At 38.1% G+C, this 18255-nt stretch carries 13 protein-coding genes, 1 other RNA gene and 1 pseudogene; 3 read left to right on the forward strand and 12 right to left on the reverse strand.

Annotated features, from left to right (window positions below; genetic code table 11):
- Positions 1-187: 187 nt before the first annotated feature.
- From AC1DCY_RS12640 to AC1DCY_RS12665, 6 genes are all read right to left on the reverse strand, one after another.
- Positions 188-2095 carry an ATP-dependent DNA helicase gene (locus tag AC1DCY_RS12640; RefSeq protein WP_477350576.1) on the reverse strand — a complete coding sequence of 636 codons (1908 nt, stop codon included), beginning with the start codon at positions 2093-2095 and terminating at the stop codon, positions 188-190.
- An 85-nt stretch (positions 2096-2180) separates the two neighbouring features.
- Complete coding sequence (locus AC1DCY_RS12645; protein ID WP_477350578.1) at positions 2181-3317, reverse strand: THUMP domain-containing class I SAM-dependent RNA methyltransferase; 1137 nt, start codon at positions 3315-3317, stop codon at positions 2181-2183.
- Between the two features lie 3 nt (positions 3318-3320).
- Positions 3321-5060: an EAL domain-containing protein gene (locus AC1DCY_RS12650; RefSeq protein WP_477350580.1), complete on the reverse strand. Its 1740-nt coding sequence runs from the start codon at positions 5058-5060 to the stop codon at positions 3321-3323.
- Positions 5061-5352: 292 nt separating this feature from the next.
- Positions 5353-5733, reverse strand: an RNA gene (gene rnpB, locus AC1DCY_RS12655) — RNase P RNA component class B.
- Between the two features lie 62 nt (positions 5734-5795).
- On the reverse strand, positions 5796-6089 hold the full coding sequence (gpsB, locus tag AC1DCY_RS12660; protein WP_132359074.1) for a cell division regulator GpsB: 294 nt from the start codon (positions 6087-6089) through the stop codon (positions 5796-5798).
- Between the two features lie 118 nt (positions 6090-6207).
- Positions 6208-7464, reverse strand: a complete 1257-nt coding sequence (locus AC1DCY_RS12665) for a ribonuclease H-like domain-containing protein (RefSeq protein ID WP_477350582.1) — start codon at positions 7462-7464, stop codon at positions 6208-6210.
- Between the two features lie 859 nt (positions 7465-8323).
- Here AC1DCY_RS12665 and AC1DCY_RS12670 point away from each other — a divergent pair.
- Positions 8324-8914, forward strand: a complete 591-nt coding sequence (locus tag AC1DCY_RS12670; RefSeq protein WP_477350584.1) for a stalk domain-containing protein — start codon at positions 8324-8326, stop codon at positions 8912-8914.
- Positions 8915-9040: 126 nt separating this feature from the next.
- Here AC1DCY_RS12670 and AC1DCY_RS12675 read toward each other — a convergent pair whose 3' ends face one another.
- From AC1DCY_RS12675 to AC1DCY_RS12685, 3 genes are all read right to left on the reverse strand, one after another.
- Positions 9041-11320 carry a DEAD/DEAH box helicase gene (locus AC1DCY_RS12675; protein ID WP_477350586.1) on the reverse strand — a complete coding sequence of 760 codons (2280 nt, stop codon included), beginning with the start codon at positions 11318-11320 and terminating at the stop codon, positions 9041-9043.
- Positions 11295-11678 carry a YppE family protein gene (locus tag AC1DCY_RS12680; protein WP_477350588.1) on the reverse strand — a complete coding sequence of 128 codons (384 nt, stop codon included), beginning with the start codon at positions 11676-11678 and terminating at the stop codon, positions 11295-11297. Before AC1DCY_RS12680 ends, AC1DCY_RS12675 begins: the two co-directional genes overlap by 26 nt.
- 753 nt (positions 11679-12431) lie before the next feature.
- Positions 12432-12626, reverse strand: a complete 195-nt coding sequence (locus tag AC1DCY_RS12685) for a hypothetical protein (RefSeq protein WP_049666603.1) — start codon at positions 12624-12626, stop codon at positions 12432-12434.
- A gap of 427 nt (positions 12627-13053) precedes the next feature.
- On the opposite strand from AC1DCY_RS12685, the gene recU reads away from it, so the two are divergent.
- Together recU and AC1DCY_RS12695 are read left to right on the forward strand one after the other, a co-directional pair.
- On the forward strand, positions 13054-13704 hold the full coding sequence (gene recU, locus AC1DCY_RS12690) for a Holliday junction resolvase RecU (protein ID WP_477350590.1): 651 nt from the start codon (positions 13054-13056) through the stop codon (positions 13702-13704).
- Positions 13701-16451, forward strand: coding sequence for a PBP1A family penicillin-binding protein (locus AC1DCY_RS12695; RefSeq protein WP_477350592.1), 2751 nt, complete (start codon positions 13701-13703; stop codon positions 16449-16451). Before recU ends, AC1DCY_RS12695 begins: the two co-directional genes overlap by 4 nt.
- 146 nt (positions 16452-16597) lie before the next feature.
- Here AC1DCY_RS12695 and AC1DCY_RS12700 read toward each other — a convergent pair.
- The 3 genes and pseudogenes from AC1DCY_RS12700 to nth all read right to left on the reverse strand — a co-directional run.
- Positions 16598-16852: pseudogene (locus tag AC1DCY_RS12700) on the reverse strand (transposase); the annotation flags it as partial.
- A gap of 426 nt (positions 16853-17278) precedes the next feature.
- Positions 17279-17593, reverse strand: coding sequence for a YpoC family protein (locus AC1DCY_RS12705; RefSeq protein WP_477350594.1), 315 nt, complete (start codon positions 17591-17593; stop codon positions 17279-17281).
- On the reverse strand, positions 17590-18252 hold the full coding sequence (gene nth / locus AC1DCY_RS12710) for an endonuclease III (RefSeq protein WP_049666611.1): 663 nt from the start codon (positions 18250-18252) through the stop codon (positions 17590-17592). Before nth ends, AC1DCY_RS12705 begins: the two co-directional genes overlap by 4 nt.
- Between the last annotated feature and the right edge of the window lie 3 nt (positions 18253-18255).

Consider the following 18255-nt stretch of genomic DNA (forward strand, 5'->3'; position numbering starts at 1 on the left):
TTTTGTAATATTATTTTCAATATAAAAAATAAATTTTTTTAATAATTTTTGTTGCATTACAAAGAACTATATAGCTTAAAAGAGAAATATTCAACACTTTTTTCAAACTCATTATTATCGCACGATAAAAATATTATTTTAATATATAAAAAAAGCGAGCTTGCAACAGATGCAAACTCGCTTTTTTCTACTTTATTTCTGGTGTAACGGCTAATATATTTTCAAATGTTTCACGCTGTTTTGCTTCTTCTTCATTCAACAAAATATGAATATCACCATGGTCATTAGAAGTACGAATTAAACGTCCCATCCCTTGTTGTAAACGAAGTTGCATAAATGGTAATTCCACTTCTTCATATGGATTTTCTGCAAATGTACGTTTCGCATCAAATAATGGATCATGTGGAGGGAATGGTAAATCATAAATAATAACTCGTGTTAATGCCTCCTCCGGCAAATCTAGACCTTCCCACAAATGATAGGAGCATAATGTTTTGATTGTGCCTTCTTGGAAATCACGAACAATTCCTGATAGTTCACGGTCCCCCTCAAACGCTACATACATACGTTCCATAATAGGTAACTCTGCTTTGAAATCTAACATTGCTTGTTTTGATTTAAACAAAATTAATGTTTTTTCACCGTCAAGTAATAGCTGTTGAACACGAGCTGTTTTCCCCTTTTGAGATAGCTCATGTAAATAAATTATCATAACTTCTTCATAATCGAATGGAGATGGAACAGAAAACGATTGATAATCACGAATTCCTAAGCTATAAGCAATATAGGAAAAATCTTTGTTGACTGATAAAGTTGCTGAAGAGAATATTATTGGAAGTTTTTTAGAGAATAATTTTTCCGCTAAAACTTCTGTGATGAGACGCGGCATAATTACGAGCGTTTCCTCTCCATCAGTTTCCTCTAACCAATCGACTGCATCTCCCTGTGCAATGAAAATACGTAAAGATGCCTCGTATTGTTCCAAATACTCCTCCGCCATATTTAATTCATACTCTGGAATCATATACATTTCAGATTCAAAGACAAATTCCTCAAGTAATGTTTCAACATCAGCAATAAGTTGTTTACCGTATTTCAACAGATTTGGCGATTTATTAATACGCTTACGTTCTTCTTCAGAAGCTACTAGATCATCTCGTAGCTGGTCAAAAAATAACTCATGGTCATCTTGTAATTTTTCCATCGCATATAAAGTACGTTCTCGCACACCATCTACCATTAAACGCTCTAACAATATTACAATAGTTGTCGCCTGAACTTTATACGTCATTGCTTTTTGTGCGGCATATTCTAATAAATGGCCTTCATCTAGCACCATCATTGACACTTCAGGTAATAAAGCTAATTGCCCTTCACGTTCACGAGAATCCTTTGTAGCTAAATGCTCCATTAAAAAATCTTGCGAACAAATAATGAGATCCGCCGATTTACGATAATGTGCACGATGTAATGTTTGACCACATCGATTACGCTGGTCACAAACTGAACACTGCATAATCGAGTTGTAGTTTACTTTTTGCCAATCTTCATCACTGACAGTTGGATAATCACTGCGGTCACCATAAGGTTGTATAGCAATCATCGAGCCCTGTGCATATACTCCATCGGGTATAGAAAACGCAATATCATCGATCCATTCGTCGGATTCCACTTTTTCAGCTTCCTCAAAACGCTTTAAGCATAAATATTGGTCTCGTGATTTTGCTAAGCGAACATCAATTTCAAGACCTAACGTTTTCTGCAGCTTATAAATATCGCCGCCCTCTTTTACTAGCTGATCGATTAAGGTTTCATCAGCACATGCGATCAGGGCTGGTTTTCCAGTATAGCGTGCATAGGATACTGCTGGTAATAAATAGGCAATTGTTTTCCCAGTCCCTACACCAGCCTCTGCAAATAGCACGTTTTTCTCTTTTAGCGCCTGCTCAATTTGATAGGCCATAAAAATTTGTTCATCACGGCATTCAAAGCCCTTTTCAGGTAATTCATCGTAAAGGACGTCCCCCATCCAGTCACCTAATGACTCAAAAAATGAGCGGTCCTTCGTTAATACAAATGGTAAAGATTTACGCAATTGACGTTCCCCCTCTAACTATCTGGTCCTATTATACGCGACGAAACGGAAGATAAGAAAAAATCTTATCTTCCGTTATCGTTTGTTAATCTCTTTTAGACTTTTGTCCCCAGAACTGGTAATAATTCGTTTCAATAAAGCCATTGAATAATTTACGCTTCTTCGTCGTTTGACGACCGTACAATTCCTCAAAGTTTTTCATTGAGGACAACATGTATACAGACCAAGTCGGATAGTTTTTCATGACTTTTCCTAAATCACGAATTACCTGCTCCACGACTTCGATGTCACCAATACGCTCTCCGTATGGTGGATTACCAATCATAACACCATCTGTTAGCAGTGTAGTAAAATCACGTGCTTGCATTTGCTTGAACGTAATCATATCACCAAAGCCCGCTTCTAGTGCATTTTCTTGTGCAATACTCACCATGCGATGATCTATATCAGACCCAATAATTTCTAATGGTTGATCATAGTTCGCTAAGCTATCCGCTTCATCTCGCGCTGCATCCCATATTTTTGCCTTCATCCATGGCCAATCCTCTGAAATAAATTCACGATTATAGCCCGGTGCAATATTTTGTCCAAACATTGCTGCTTCCAATGCAATTGTACCTGAACCGCAGAATGGATCAACGAACGGTCGACTCGGATTCCACTTTGAAATTTGTACGAGTGCCGCTGCTAATGTTTCTTTTAATGGTGCTTCGCCCTGTGCTTGACGATAACCGCGTTTATGCAAGCCCGCACCCGATGTATCAATAGTAAGTGTAGCCACATCTTTTAAAATCGAAACTTCAATTTTATAAGTTGCACCAGATTCATCTAAAAATCCTAAACGTTTATAATGCAGTTTCATGCGCTCTACTATTGCTTTTTTAGTAATTGCCTGACAATCAGGTACACTAAATAATTTGGATTTAACAGACTTCCCCGATACTGGGAAAGCTGCATCAACCGGTAAGTATTTTTCCCAAGGTAGAGCTTTTACACTTTCAAATAATTGTTCAAAAGATTTTGCAGGAAATTGTCCTACAACAATTTTTACTCGGTCAGCTACACGTAGCCATAAGTTTGTTCGTGCAATGGCCGTTTCGTCACCTTCAAAATACACTTTGCCGTTATCGACTGTTGTTTCATAGCCTAATGCCTGTACCTCTTGTGCTACAATCGACTCTAATCCCATTGCAGCAGTTGCTACTAATTTATAGTTTGCCATACACTAATTCCTTCCTTGATGTTCAATTTCCCAATACTCCATAAACTCAATAAGTTCGTGAAGTGGCAAAGGTTTGCTGTAATAAAAGCCTTGAATAATATCACAGTTCATTTTACGTAGTATATCCACTTGTTGTGCTTGTTCTACACCTTCAGCAACAACTTTCATTTTTAGGCGATGCGACATTTGAATAATCGCATCCACCACTGCCTGTTTTTCATCGAGTGAGCCAATATGCTGAATAAAGCTACGATCGATTTTTAAATAATCAAGGGGGAAGCGAACTAAATAACTAAGAGACGAATAGCCTGTCCCAAAATCGTCAATAGAAATTTTAAAGCCCATTTTCTTCAGTCGCACAAGCTTGCTAACCGTTTCATTGGCACTGTTCATCACAGTACGTTCTGTAACTTCGATTTCAAAATTGTTAGCAGGCGTGTTATAACGCTCTAATATCGCTTGAACAGAGTCTAAAAAGTTTTGCTGCTTAAAGTGAATGCTTGAAATATTGATAGCAACTGGAATTTTGTAGCCACATTGACGCATCTTTATAACTGCCTCACAAGCTTTTTCTATTATCACTTCACTTAAAGGAATGATTAATCCTGTTTCCTCAGCATAAGGAATAAATTCTGCCGGAGAGACAAATCCTAGCCTTTCACTATTCCAACGAACAAGTGCCTCTAACCCTTGAATCTCTTCATTTTCCATAGATATTTTAGGTTGGAAATGCAGCTCAAATTCTCGATTTTCGATGGCTCTTCGTAGTTCTGAATCTAATAATAAAACGCGCTGAGAGTCAGTCTTCAATTCATCAAAATAAAACGCATAGTCATTAAGACCATTCTTTTTTGAATAAGTCATTGCCTTGTCAGCGCAATGAATCAATTGCTCTGTTGCTTCACCATCTAATGGATACATACTGATACCAATACTCGTAGAAATAAAAATATCTTGACCATTAATATCCAAAGGCTGTTCAATAATCCCAATAATTTGTTCAGCAAAATTTGCGGCTTCTTTAGCATTCTTCACGTTTGTTAACGTAATAACAAATTCATCACCGCCATATCTAGCAATGATATCTTTATTTTTTAACAATGTTTTTAAGCGCTTTGCCACTTCGACTAGAATGGTATCTCCGACTGCATGACCTAACGTATCATTAATTTGCTTAAATCGATCTAAATCTAAAAAATAGACTGCATGCTGTACTGAATGAGAAATAGTAGAAGTTGATTCTAATAGATTATCCATTCTTTCAATATAAGCAAATCGAATTGATACTTCCGTTAATGAGTCAGTTAATAAACGCTTTTCTAGTTCATTTTCTACTATTTTTCTTTCAGACAAATCTGAGAAAATACCACAGTAATTTGTAATCTCTCCCTCATCGTTGGCTACACCAACAATTGTTAACCATTCTGGATATACGTCTCCGGTTTTACGGCGATTCCATATTTCCCCCTGCCAATTGCCTTCTTGTCGTATCGTTTGCCACATATCTAAATAAAATTGCAATTCATGAACACCTGACTGTAGAACGGCTGGCGTTTTTCCAATCACTTCATTACGCTTATAGCCAGTTACAAATTCAAATGCGGGATTGACCAATTCTATTCTTTTATCTTTATCCGTAATCATGATGCCCTCAGATACATTTTCGAAGATCTTTGTCATTAAGGCAGTAGGATATTTGGAAATCGAATTTAGCTTCTCCAGACTATCGTTCACTCCGTTCATGTTTCCGCTCCATCCTATCTCTCTTTACTACCCTCATTATTTAGAAAAGCGCTTTTGCGCCAGTCTACTCGTATGTAGACAATATGTACATCGTTGCGATAATCGTTTATTAGATGTTTTTGTTTCGAATCGTAGCGACAGAGGCATGACCAACGGTGTACAGCCTTATTCTCAAACGTATATCGCGCATGCCTAGACATGATTAACAAGTAACTTTTTCTTACTTTATTCAAAAGAAAAGCTCTCCACCAAATTGGAGAGCGCTTGTCATTTCATAATAAGCATCAAAAAATTCCATAAGCCATGTTTTGTTCCCGAGTACTCAAACAGCTATCGCCTCGTACGGCCGGGTAGTAATCATCTATCTACAGAGCTAACTCTGTCCCTCTATCCGTTCAATTCCTTCTAGAGAGTGCCCCTACCATAATTTGGGTTTCTCACTCGTGGGGTTTACCTCGTTCCACCTTGCATGTTTCCAAGCAAGCTACGTCACTGTGGCACTTTCAGGAAGTTTCAACCATATCATTAAGACTTAGGTTTTCCTTCCGCCGTCAGCCATTACAGCTGCCTTACCTTATTTTTTCAGTAAGCACGAACACTACGGTCATCTCAGAACCGTGCGAGCATGGACTTTCCTCTACGACGTCTAGCGCCGCAGCGATTACCAGAATTTCATGATGATAAAAAGATTATACTAGAGTTTTATGATAAATACAATATATATTTGATAAAAAATTATTCGTACAACTTACTACCAAATACGTGTTTCTCTAAATTCGAAAGACGTTTTAAAATATCAAAGTTTGTCGTACCAGTTGCCGATGCGACAGGTTGTCTCTTAGGCGTATTATCAATTTCTTCTTTTAATTGTTTATTTTCTTCACGAAGTTGGGCCACCACTTTTTCAAACGTTTCATAGTCTTGTATTATCTCATCAAGAAATGAATCGACTTCTTCTACATTGTAGCCTTTAAAATTTTTCTTAAATTCCTTTTCAAGGATCATTTTTGACGTTAATTTAATATCCATTCACATCGCCCTTCCTCACACTACATACGTTTCATTATAGCACACTTCATCACATTATATCGTCTGACAACATCAAATGTAAGGCTAAACTTGTCGTTTCTTGCGCTTACCTGGGAAATTATTTCTTATTTCCTAACCTAAATAACCTTTTTTCCCAAGAAATTCCCCATTTTTGCTTTTGTTCTACTCTCCATTGCTCATTCTTTTCAATTAATTCGATGCCCTCTTGTGTATAATAAAGGGCCTGGTCATAATCTTTCATTTGATGCTCATATATCATAGCGAGCTGTTCTAATACATGCAACTTTTTTCGCTGATCAACGAAATGGAGAGCAGCCACAAATGCATCGATCGCTTCACTAAACTTTTTATTTCTTTTATGCTGGATTGCTAAATAATATTGTGCATTTCCTGCTTCAAGTGCATCAAATTGGGTCGTTACCTTTTCCAAAACCTTTACGCTCTGTGAACTCTCTTTTAAATCAGCATACCATTTCCCAATATTCGTAAACGTTTTTGCCGATTCTTCGCTTGTCTCTTCAAATAGCAAATTTGTAGAATGGACATAAAGCGTAATCAGTGAAAGTAAATCCCATTCATTATGAAGAAGGACTTTCATAAGTGCATCTGGAACACCACTTTTGATTGCATCTAAATAAATAATTGGTGCAAGATATCCAGGTATATCTCCAATGCGAGAGAAGCCAAGCTTCTCTTCTTCAACAGATTTTAATTTCATTCGTTCCATATCATTTTTCCATAAACGCTTTGAACTATGCAACAAATCGATTTGCCGTTGTGTACGCAGTTTAGGTAATTCTTTTTGGTGGAGTGTCCAACGTGTTTCAAGCTGCGGCCAATCAAAGCTTTTTCCATTGTAGGTAATAACCGTTGCTGTTTTTTGCCAAAGCTTTGATTCAAAAAGTAACGCTGCCTCATGAGCAGGATCGGCTAGAGTATATTGAGTTAAAATAAAGCTTTCATCTTCTTCCGATACTTCTAAAAAGCCTAGAAGAAAAATTTGTGTGCCTACACCCTTTAAGCCGGTAGTTTCTGTATCAAAAAACAACACCTTTTCATTCATTTCTAACGCATATGGATGTTCGAACTTTGCCTCTTGCCATTTTACTAATGCATCAAAATATGACTGCAACTTATAATGACCATGCTGAAAACTAAAAGGATAATGCACTTGTCGTTTAAAAACAATACCGAAATCATTCTCTACAACTGTTAAACCCGCCTTTTCCCACTGCTTGGTATAGCTTGGAGCAACAGGTTTTTGATAAGCAGGTTTATCCTCTTTTTTTATAGTTGTTGTCGTTTTTTTACCGAGCATTTTTTTCATTTGTAAAATTTTATTTTCGTAAGACATTCACTTCACTCATTTTCTGCATATTAATTTTGCCTCTTCATAATCGCGTCTGGAATCGGCTTTGTGCTTTAACTTGTAGTACTTTTTTCTTCACTTACTTTAATCATAACGCATCTTTTAACTTCTGCACAAAGAGAATGTAAATGAAGTAAGACTAGTCAAGTGTTCCTGTCACTATACTTTCGTTTCAGAACAGCTTTCCGCTGGTAAATATCAATTATGCTTTGGCAAAATTGCGTGTCCAGAATCGGCTTTGTGCTTAGGCTTGCATAAGTGCCGACATGATGTCGGTCATTTCGGTAATGCCATATGACGTGGCGTTTTTACCGATGCAGGTCAGTTAGTCGATGATTTTAGGCTAACATCTTTTATTAACTCCTTTCCGTTTCTGTGACATCCGCTGAAAAGTAACTTAAACCTACAACCTATAGAGATGAGAGACTTCTGTAACTGCCGTTTCACTTTCGTTACAAAAAACATTTGTACCTGTCGCTACGCTTTCGGTATATAAGAATTTGTAGTTGACACTGTGCTTTCGGTACATAAGACAATTGTAGCTGACGCTTTGTTTGCAGATTGGCTTTTTCACATAATGAATCCTTCATTGTTTAAATGTCTTTCTTTAGTTTTTCATTTCGGTCCACAGTTAGACTATCCTCCGCATCTATTCCATTTTGAGCTTTTATAGTTCCATCTCCTTTTTTCATAATGTTTAGTAATATTGTTTTAATTCAAGATTGTCATATTTGACTTCTATAAATTCTATTTCACACGAAAACTAATATTTGCAATAAAACTATGTGAATATAATCCATTTAGTAGTATAATGATTCCATATTTATATAATAGGAGGATATTCATGAAGAAATTGGTATTATTTATTACAATGTTGTCTTTGTTTATGGCGACATCATTAACGGCTGATGCACACCCAGGTCGTCTTGATAGTAATGGTGGTCATAACTGTTCTGCAAAGTCTAAAGCAAAAGGTCTTTGCACAGGTTATCATTATCATAATAAAGGTAACGAGGCAGCACCTTCTACCAATACAAGTCCCAAAAAACCAACATATCAAAGTCCACCAGAACCAGTGCTTACAACTGTAGATGTATATATCAATAATGTTAAGCAATATTACAACCCAACTGCTTATATTAAAAACGGAACAACTTTAGTTCCTATGAAAGCTATTTTTGTATCACTTGGAGCAACTGTTACTTATGACAATACAACAAAAAAAGTGACTGCATACAAAGATAGTAAAAAAATTGTCATTGGCGTTGGAAATAAAAACGCTTACGTTAATTCAAACGGCGTTACAACTACAATTAAATTAAATCATGCAGCTGAAATTTATAAAGGAACAACTATGGTACCTTTACGTTTTGTAAGTGAAGCACTAGGTGCAGATATTACTTTTGATGACGCTGTATTTATTACAACAAAGTAATTAAAATGAATGGCATGGGGCAGCATCATTTTTTATTTGGTGCTGCTTTTGTCATCTTATTTTTTTATAAACTGATAGATGAAGAGGGCTTAAGGAAATAACTTGGTTATTCCTTAAGCCCTCTTTTTAATTTGCATTAATTTGATTTAATATCCGAAGAAGTTCTATTACCCTCTTCTTCCCTTCCTGCAAACTGTCTTGGGCTCCAATGCATGATGGACATCCAGACTCACAAGGACAATTTGAAACATGCTCTAAGGTTTTGATTAAAAGATCTTCCCATAAGTCATAAACCTTTTCACTTAAGCCGATACCACCAGGATACTTATCATAAACAAAGAATGTTGGCATTTCATTATGAGAGGCCTTTACCTGAGGTACGACAGCTACATCACTGCTATCACATTGGATAAATATCGGGATAAAGGCGTTCATGCCATAAGCTGCCCCAGTCATCGCATCCGTTAATTCAGCTTCGGACCACTGGTCTACTCTGTTAAATGATAGCCACGATGAATTTGTATGCATTTCATCTGGTGGTAAATGAATAGGGCCAGAACCGATATTATCGTGTGTACCGAAGCGTATTTTTTTAAATATCGTTGCCTGCGCGACTAAGCCAACATCACCGAAGCCAATAATCCCACCTTTATAATCTCGGCTCCGATCTTCCTCTAGCACCTTCATCTCAACCGCTAGATTAGCGTCAGTATAGTAATCGACATCTACTTCTCGTACATACGCTTTCTTTTCCTCCCAATCAAGCTTTTCTACTTGAAATTGAATGCCCTGATGCAAATAAATAGCCTCTTCATGTAGTAATGTCATTGCACTATGACGATCCATTTCACCAATAACCTTTGTTTGTGCAGGGACAGTCATATCAATTATCACAACATTTTCTTGTGATGCAGAACGAAGACTAATATCATGTGCCGGAAAACGGTCACTCATCCAATGCCACTTCTCACTCGTTTTAAAAACAACGCCTTCCTCCGCTAAATATACAAGTAACTCCTGAATCTCATATTCACCATACGTATCCTGCACGGAAAATGGTAGCTCAAATGCTGCACATTTTAAATGATCCATTAAAATCAACATATTTTCTGGATAAATACGTGCTTCCTCTGGTGCACTGCCAAGTAAAAAAAGTGGATGGTTCACAACGTACTGGTCAAGTGCTGCCGATTGCGCGACATAAATGATTAGCGCCTCGTCCTGACGACGACCAGCACGACCCGCTTGCTGCCAAGCACTTGCGATATTTCCCGGGTACCCTGTCATGATACATGCTTGTAATTGGCCAATATCAACACCTAATTCCAGTGCATTTGTACTAACCACCGTTTGAATAGTACCATCACGAAGCCCTCGTTCAATAACACGTCGCTCAGAGGGTAAATAACCACCACGATAACCTCGTACCGACTCATCTAATAGCTTATTGCGTGTAAGCTCCTTTAAATACGTCACAATCATTTCTACTCGCACACGACTTTTAGCAAAAATAATAGTTTGAATACCTGCTGTATATAACCTTTTCGCGAGATCGCTCACCTCTAAAACAGCACTTCGACGCACGCCAAATGTTTTATGGACGATGGGTGGGTTATAAAAAAGAAATGTCTTTTTCCCAACTGGCGCTCCGGAATCGCTGATTAAGGCATGGCTTTCATTCGTTAAAGCTTCTGCTAACTCTTTTGGATTTTTAATGGTTGCTGATGTACAAATGAAAATCGGCTTACTGCCATAAAACTCACAAATACGCTTTAATCTTCGAATAACATGCGCAACATGTGAGCCAAACACACCTTTATATGTATGCAACTCATCAATGACGATATACTGCAAATTTTCAAATAGTGAAACCCATTTCGTATGATGCGGCAAAATCCCCGAATGCAGCATATCAGGATTTGTCATCACAATATGCCCTGCCTTACGAACCTTTTGGCGAATGCCCGGGGCAGTATCCCCATCATACGTATAGCTTAAAATTTCCTCACCGCTTTGTTCGATTAATTCATTTAAATCATTTTTCTGATCTTGTGCAAAAGCTTTCGTTGGGAATAAATAAATTGCGCGCGAATTTTTATCTTCTAATATTTTTTGTAGTACCGGTAAATGGTAGCAATATGATTTTCCAGACGCTGTTGGTGTAACGGCGGTAAAGGAAACACCCTCCATCGCGTAATCAAACGCCTGACGTTGATGGGTATACAGTTGTTCTATCCCTCTTGTTCGAAGAGCCTTAACGAGTGAAGGATGTAAATTCGCTGGAAAAGGTGCATATTTAGCTTCACGTCCTTCAAGCGTTTGCCAGTGTAAAATGCGTTCCTTCAATTCCTCATCATATCTCCACTCGTTTAGCAGTTCACTAATGGTCCTTTTTTTCGATAACATCTGTTTCTATCTCCTTCACTAACCTTTCAAAAATATTTAACGTATAAGAGGTTGAATGAATCGCATCTAAAAAACGCTTTTTACTCGTTTCTTTATAAAAGGATTGCACAACAAATTGCTCCATCGATTCTGCCGCTGAAGCAATTTGTTGTGTATGCATATATTTTGGCTGATTTTTTTGAATCCACTCATTTGCCTCCTGCTGCCATTCCTTTAAAAGCTGGTGAATGACATCAGCGTGTGGCTTAACCTCAACAAAAAAGTCAGGTGTACGATTCTCCTCACGCATTTGCCAGAAGCGTGATACACATTTTTCACATTCATCTATTAATTTGGAAGTTTTCTGTATTAACAACAATTTCGCTCCTCATCTCATCAATGAAGACCCTTAACCTACCTAACGTGGGATTGATTCCGTTCGACTGTGCACTTTCCTAAGGGCGTCCGATGAGCCGCTCGTGGCAATAGGATGTTGGTCACGAAGGCGTGATCACAAAACACCATGCCTATTCGTTCCTCAACAGATCGCTCCTGATTTCATCTATGACGCGGATCCTAAAGAAATAACTAAGCCTCACTTCATCAACCTATTACATGACACACGTTTCAAGAAATGTCTTTCCACTTTTGGTGGCGAGCCTTAAAGTTTTATATTAATTAGGTTGGATTCTTCCTTAAAATGAAGATTCATCTATATTTACGTGAATGCATAGTATCATTTTAAGCTAATTTTCCGAACCTGCTTTTATCAATTATGCCTCGGCATAATTGCGTGACATCCGCCGGAAGCTTTAAGCCAACAAATGCTTTTTTGTGCGAAAGCGTAGCAACAGCGCAGGATGTCGTTCACGAAGGCGCGATCACAGGACATGATGCTTTTAGCCTTTGTCCCACCATCGGCTCATTCTAAGGGCTAAACTGTGCCCAAGAAGTTGCCAAGTCTTCACTCCAATCAGCTTATATAAATGACATAACTTTCAAAAGAATGACACCCTTAGCTTTTGGTGATGTGTCTTTTTCAAGGCACATCATTCATCGTGGTAAATAATGTATGAAAAATACTCATATTGAGTTATTTAAATTGCATATGAGATAAGTGTACCAAAGTCTATCATTTTTCACTACTAATAGGCGAACAAGCATTCTTTACTTGCCAGTTCTTTTCTGCTAAGCTTACTTTCTGGCTAACAGATTTGAGCTGCATAAAAAATTGCATGCTCTGTGCATTGTTTTCCAAAGACACTCTCGTTAACAGTAATTGATTGACCAGATCCAACTGCGCAACTAATTGTTTTAACTTGTTCAAAATAACGCCCCCTTTGCTTTAATTTATGTATTCCCCGCATGTATAAAATTACCTTCATGCGTGACAAAATAAGCGTAAGTTAGCTGAAAGAAGAAGTATTTCGATAAAATTTTATTAAACTAGTCTATTAGATTTCGTCGTCGGCATAATCGTCTTTCAAGTAGAGAAGCTAACATGGAGTACAGTTTTTTCTATTAATTTGCTTGGGAATTTCATCAGTTATTTTGACGATTCGCGTGAAAGAACTAGTTATATTACATGATGTTTTTCGACTTTAAGAGGCGAAAATTGCCCAAAGACCGATTTTTTATTGGTAATTTCAACCATCGTAAATCTAGCATCAATCATACTATTAATGGAACTGGAGAACTGCTACTTAATCATGGTAAACTATTGTATAATAGCAGTATTATAGAGGGTGAACTAAGTGACAATTCATTATCCGAACGGGAAATTGTATTCCCCTAATCCAACTGTTCAAAAAACAGCAAAAAAGGGAAAGGACAAGGATTTTTCTTTTAGTAATCGAGGTAAAACACTAGAAGATGAAATTAATGAAGCAAACGATTATTATGTAAAAAGGCGACTTGCTATCATTCATAAGAAACCTGTTCCCGTGCAAATCGTCAAAGTAGAGTACCCATCACGGAGTGCTGCAGTTATTCGTGAGGCTTACTTCCGTACACCATCAACAACAGATTACAATGGTGTTTGGAACGGGCATTATATTGATTTTGATGCAAAGGAAACTGCTTCAAAGACCAGTTTTCCCCTAAAGAATATTCACTTGCATCAAATGACACATATGCAGCAAGTGACGGAACAAAATGGTGTGGCTTTTATTATCGTTCGTTTCTCAGCTTTTGAACGATATTTTATCGTGCCATACGATGTTTTACAAAAGGCCTGGCTAGCGATGGAAAACGGTGAACGTAAATCGATTCCCTTTTCAAGTATAGAAAAGGAAGCTTTTGAAATTCCTACAAGCTATTATCCACGTATCGATTATTTACCGATTGTTCAAAAGCTAATTGAAGCAAAAAGCCATGGTTCTGAAAGTGAGGAGATAGTAGAATGACTGAACGTCGTCCGACACGCGGTGAGCATCAAAAGGCTCTCGCTCAAAAAAATAAAAAAAGCGTTCCGAAACCAACGAAGAAAAAATGGTTCAAGCGCATTACGTTAACACTTGTAGCTATTGTAGCTGCATGTTTTATTGGAGGTGCTGGTTTATTCGCCTATTATGCAAGTAGCGCACCTGAACTAGATGAAAACTTACTGAAGGACCCAGTTTCCTCAGAGTTCTATGATAAAAACGGTGATTTATTTGCAACGATTGGTGCAGAAAACCGTAAATATGTAAAATATGAGGATATACCACAAGATATGATTAACGCTATCCTTGCAACGGAAGATGTACGCTTTTTCGAACACGGTGGTATGGACTTTTATCGCCTCGGTGGAGCAATACTCGCTAACTTCCGTGATGGCTTCGGGGCACAAGGGGCTTCAACATTAACACAACAAGTTGTTAAAAACTCATTTTTACAAAATGAGAAAAAATTAAAACGTAAAGCTCAGGAAGCTTGGCTTTCCTTTAAATTAGAACGTAAATATACAAAAGAAGAAATCTTTGAAATGTACTTTAACAAAATGCTGATGTCAGGTCGTGTTTATGGCTTCGGTACAGCAGCCCAATATTTCTATGGTAAAGAATTAAAAGATTTAACTTTAGATGAAGAAGCATTACTTGCAGGTTTAGTGCAACGTCCAAATGCTTACAATCCATTGAAAAATCCTGAACTTGCAAAAAAACGTCGTAATACGGTTCTAGGATTAATGTATCAACATGGTAAAATTACAAAAGCTGAAATGGATGAAGCAAAAAAAGTAGACGTTCAAGCTGGCCTAGCTGACGATGCGACACGTCAAAAATTTTCTGGTTCTAAATACGATGCCTTCCTTGATGTCGTTATTAATGAATTAGAGAAAAACGGTGATGGTAGTGCAATGGCTGAAGGAATTAAAGTCTATACAACACTTGATCCGAAAGCGCAACAAACTGTTGAAAACATTATGAATGATGACAGTAACTTCCCAACAGATAAGATTCAATCGGGTGTGGCTGTCGTTGATACGAAAAGTGGTCAAATTCAAGCAATCGGCGGCGGACGCAATTACGGGGCTGAACGTGGTTTCAACTATGCATATGACTTAAAACATCAACCTGGTTCAACAATGAAGCCACTACTAGATTATGGGCCAGCAATCGAAAATTTAAAATGGTCAACAGGTCAAACACTTGTGGATGAACCAATGAACTACACAGGAACGAAACAAACCATTACGAACTGGGATAATAAATACATGGGAGCAATAACAGCACGTAAAGCTTTATATGCTTCACGTAACGTTCCAGCTGTTAAAGCATTAAAAGAAGTTGGTATTGATAAAGCTCAAGAATTTGTTGGTCGTTTAGGTATTACTTCTGAAAATGTTTATGAATCTGATGCAATCGGTGGTGGGGATATTACGATGTCTCCTACGCAAATGGCAGCTTCTTATGCAGCATTTGGGAATAATGGTGTTTATACTGATCCTTATGCGATTACAAAAATCGTTTATCGCGATGGTAAAACAACAAAAGACTACACACCAGAGTCTAATGTAGCAATGAGCGATTATACAGCTTATATGGTAACAGATATGTTACGTGACGTTGTCGGCAATAAACCTGATGCATCAGGTACTGCAGCCAATGTATCTGGATTAGATATCGCAGGTAAAACAGGAACAACAAACTATTCAAGCGCCGATTTTAACAAGCATAATTTACCGGATACTAGTGTGCCAGATTCATGGTTTGCTGGTTACACTTCAAATTATTCAATCGCTATTTGGAGTGGCTATGAAGAACACTTTGATCCTATTACAACTTGGGATGAACGTCGTTTACCACAACATTTATTTAAACAAATTATGCAAGAAATTTCGCAGAACGTTGAAACACCAAGTTTCAAAAAACCAAGCTCAGTTGTGGAAGCTACAATTGAAGTAGGCTCAAAGCCACTTAAATTAGCAAGTAACTTTACTCCAAGTGAGAAACGTCGAACAGAGCTATTTGTACGTGGTACAGAGCCTAAGGAAGTTTCAAATGAATACGCAATGCCAGAACTTTCTTCACCTTACAATGTAAGTGCAAGCCTAGATTTAGAAGGTCAATCTATCAATATTTCTTGGGAGCATGATGCAATGCTTGATCCGGAAACAGATGAACCGCTACCAACAACCTTCGAGGTATCCGCTACACAAGAAGGTGGAAAGACTATTTCTCTTGGTACAACGGAAAGCAAAGGCTTAACAGTTAGCAACAAACAACTGGAAGATGGCAATTACACGATTTCTGTCGTAGCAGTTGTAGATGGTACACGCAGTAAACCAGGTACAACCTCCTTCCAAGTAACAGGTACGACTGATGAAGAGGATAAAAATAAAGAGCCAGATACTCCGGATAAACCTGATGTTGAGGAACCAACAGCACCTGATGAAAATGGCGACAACGGAGACAACGGAGACAACGGTAACCACAATGGTAACGGAAATGGGAACAATGGCAATAACAGCAACAATGGTAATGGCAATACTAACACTGGCGGTACTGGTAACGCTGGTGGGAACGGTAACGCTAATGGGAATGGGAACAGCGGCAATACAGGAAATAATGGTACCCCCCCAGGTAACAATGGCAACAATAATGGTAGCAAGCCACCAACAACGCCAACTGAACCAACCGCACCGGATGATGGTACCGGAACTACTGAATAAAATAAAGCAGAGTAGCACAACGCAAGGGCACTGAAAAATTTACGTTTTCATAAAGGCGAACCTTTTTCAGATAAAAATAAGGCACTTCTTGTTCGATTTTGAACAGGGAGTGCCTTATTTCTGTCTCTATTCCTTATTCATTTTCGTTAAAGTAGTTTTAATATCCGTTTCAAATTGACAGCTAATATCGTTATAGCACCTTGAATTTCCATGCCAAATAGACCCGCAGTCGATGCCGTATCGTACCCGTGTCCATTTTTCAATTCACTATTCTTCGATTCTACTTTGTAACGTTTTGCGGCTAATTGCCTAAATGCTTCCGTATTTTGACAAGCCTCCTGTTCGGCATGTATATCCGACTTAATTGTGGCAGAATATGTTTTATTTTTTGCGCCTTCTCTATTTGGCGAAGTATATTATCTTTTGGCACAACAATATCGTAGATCGCCAAATATGGACTTAAATTATGGGTTTCTTGATTTAAAATCATCAGGAGCACCACTGCACATTAATTCTTTTATTATAATGGAAAGCGTGACTAAAATAATAGTGTGACACATTGCGTTGTTTGGAGAAGCATCGCTCGACTCCTGCGGGAAAGCGAGACAGACGAGACCCCGCACGAAGCGAAGCGTAGGAGGAGGCTCGTCGCTCGCCCGCGGAAAGCGAGCGGAATGCTTCGGAAAACAACAGTAGAGTCACAGTGCCAAATGAAAAAAGCGAGAAATCAACATTTCTAAAATTGATTTCTCGCGCTATTAAGGTTTTGACCAGTTATGTACCAGCCTCTTTTATATCTTTCAGTTTGCTTAATCTATCCGTCTATATTACTTTTTTGCAGCCTGTAAGCGTAGCCGTGCTGCTCGTTTTTTTGTTTCCTTAAATAATTCATCGAGCTGACGATAACAGGCATATTGACTAGGCTTTGCTTTTATAAAGGTTAATCGTTCGACACCGTTAATAGGCAACACTTCATCCCCTGCATCTTGCACTAAGCGCTCAAACAATAAAATGGCCTTTTCCATCAATCCTTTTGCTTCACCATTCCTTGCATCATGAGCAGCATGAATTTCGCCTTCTAGTTCTGTCCAATCTGCAAACCAAGCATCTATTTTTTCCTTTTCGATCGCCTCTACATTCACGCTTCCTTCACCAACCCTTTCTTTAAACGCTTTTGCCCTTCTCTACAATCATCAAGTAAAGGGCAAGTGTGACAGTTAGGGTTTTGAGCTTTACAATGATAACGACCAAAGAAAATTAGCTGATGATGAGTTTTCGACCACTTGTCCATCGGTGTTTTTTTCATAATTGTTTCTTCGACTTCAAGCACTGAATCCTTCCAGCGACAAAGTCCTAATCGTTTAGACACGCGCTCTACATGTGTATCCACTGCAAGTGCAGGAATTTCAAAAGCTACAGACAACACGACATTAGCCGTCTTACGACCAACACCAGGCAATGTAACTAGTGCTTCTCTGCTTGCTGGTATTTCGCCCTCGTATTCCTCTAATAGCCTTTGACATAATGCTTGAATATTCTTTGCCTTATTTCGATACAAGCCAATGGAGCGAATGTCCTGTTGCAGCTCCTCTAATGATACAGCTAAATAATCTTCCGGCTTTTTATATTTTTGAAACAATGTTTTCGTTACTTTGTTTACAAGTACATCCGTACACTGTGCCGATAATAACGTGGCAATAGTTAGTTCAAACGGATTGTCATGCACTAACTCACAATGTGCATCAGGAAACATACGATCCATTTCCGCTAGACAATGCTCCCATTGTTTTTTTGTTAACATGTT

This window comes from Lysinibacillus sp. 10T31, from assembly GCF_056394365.1.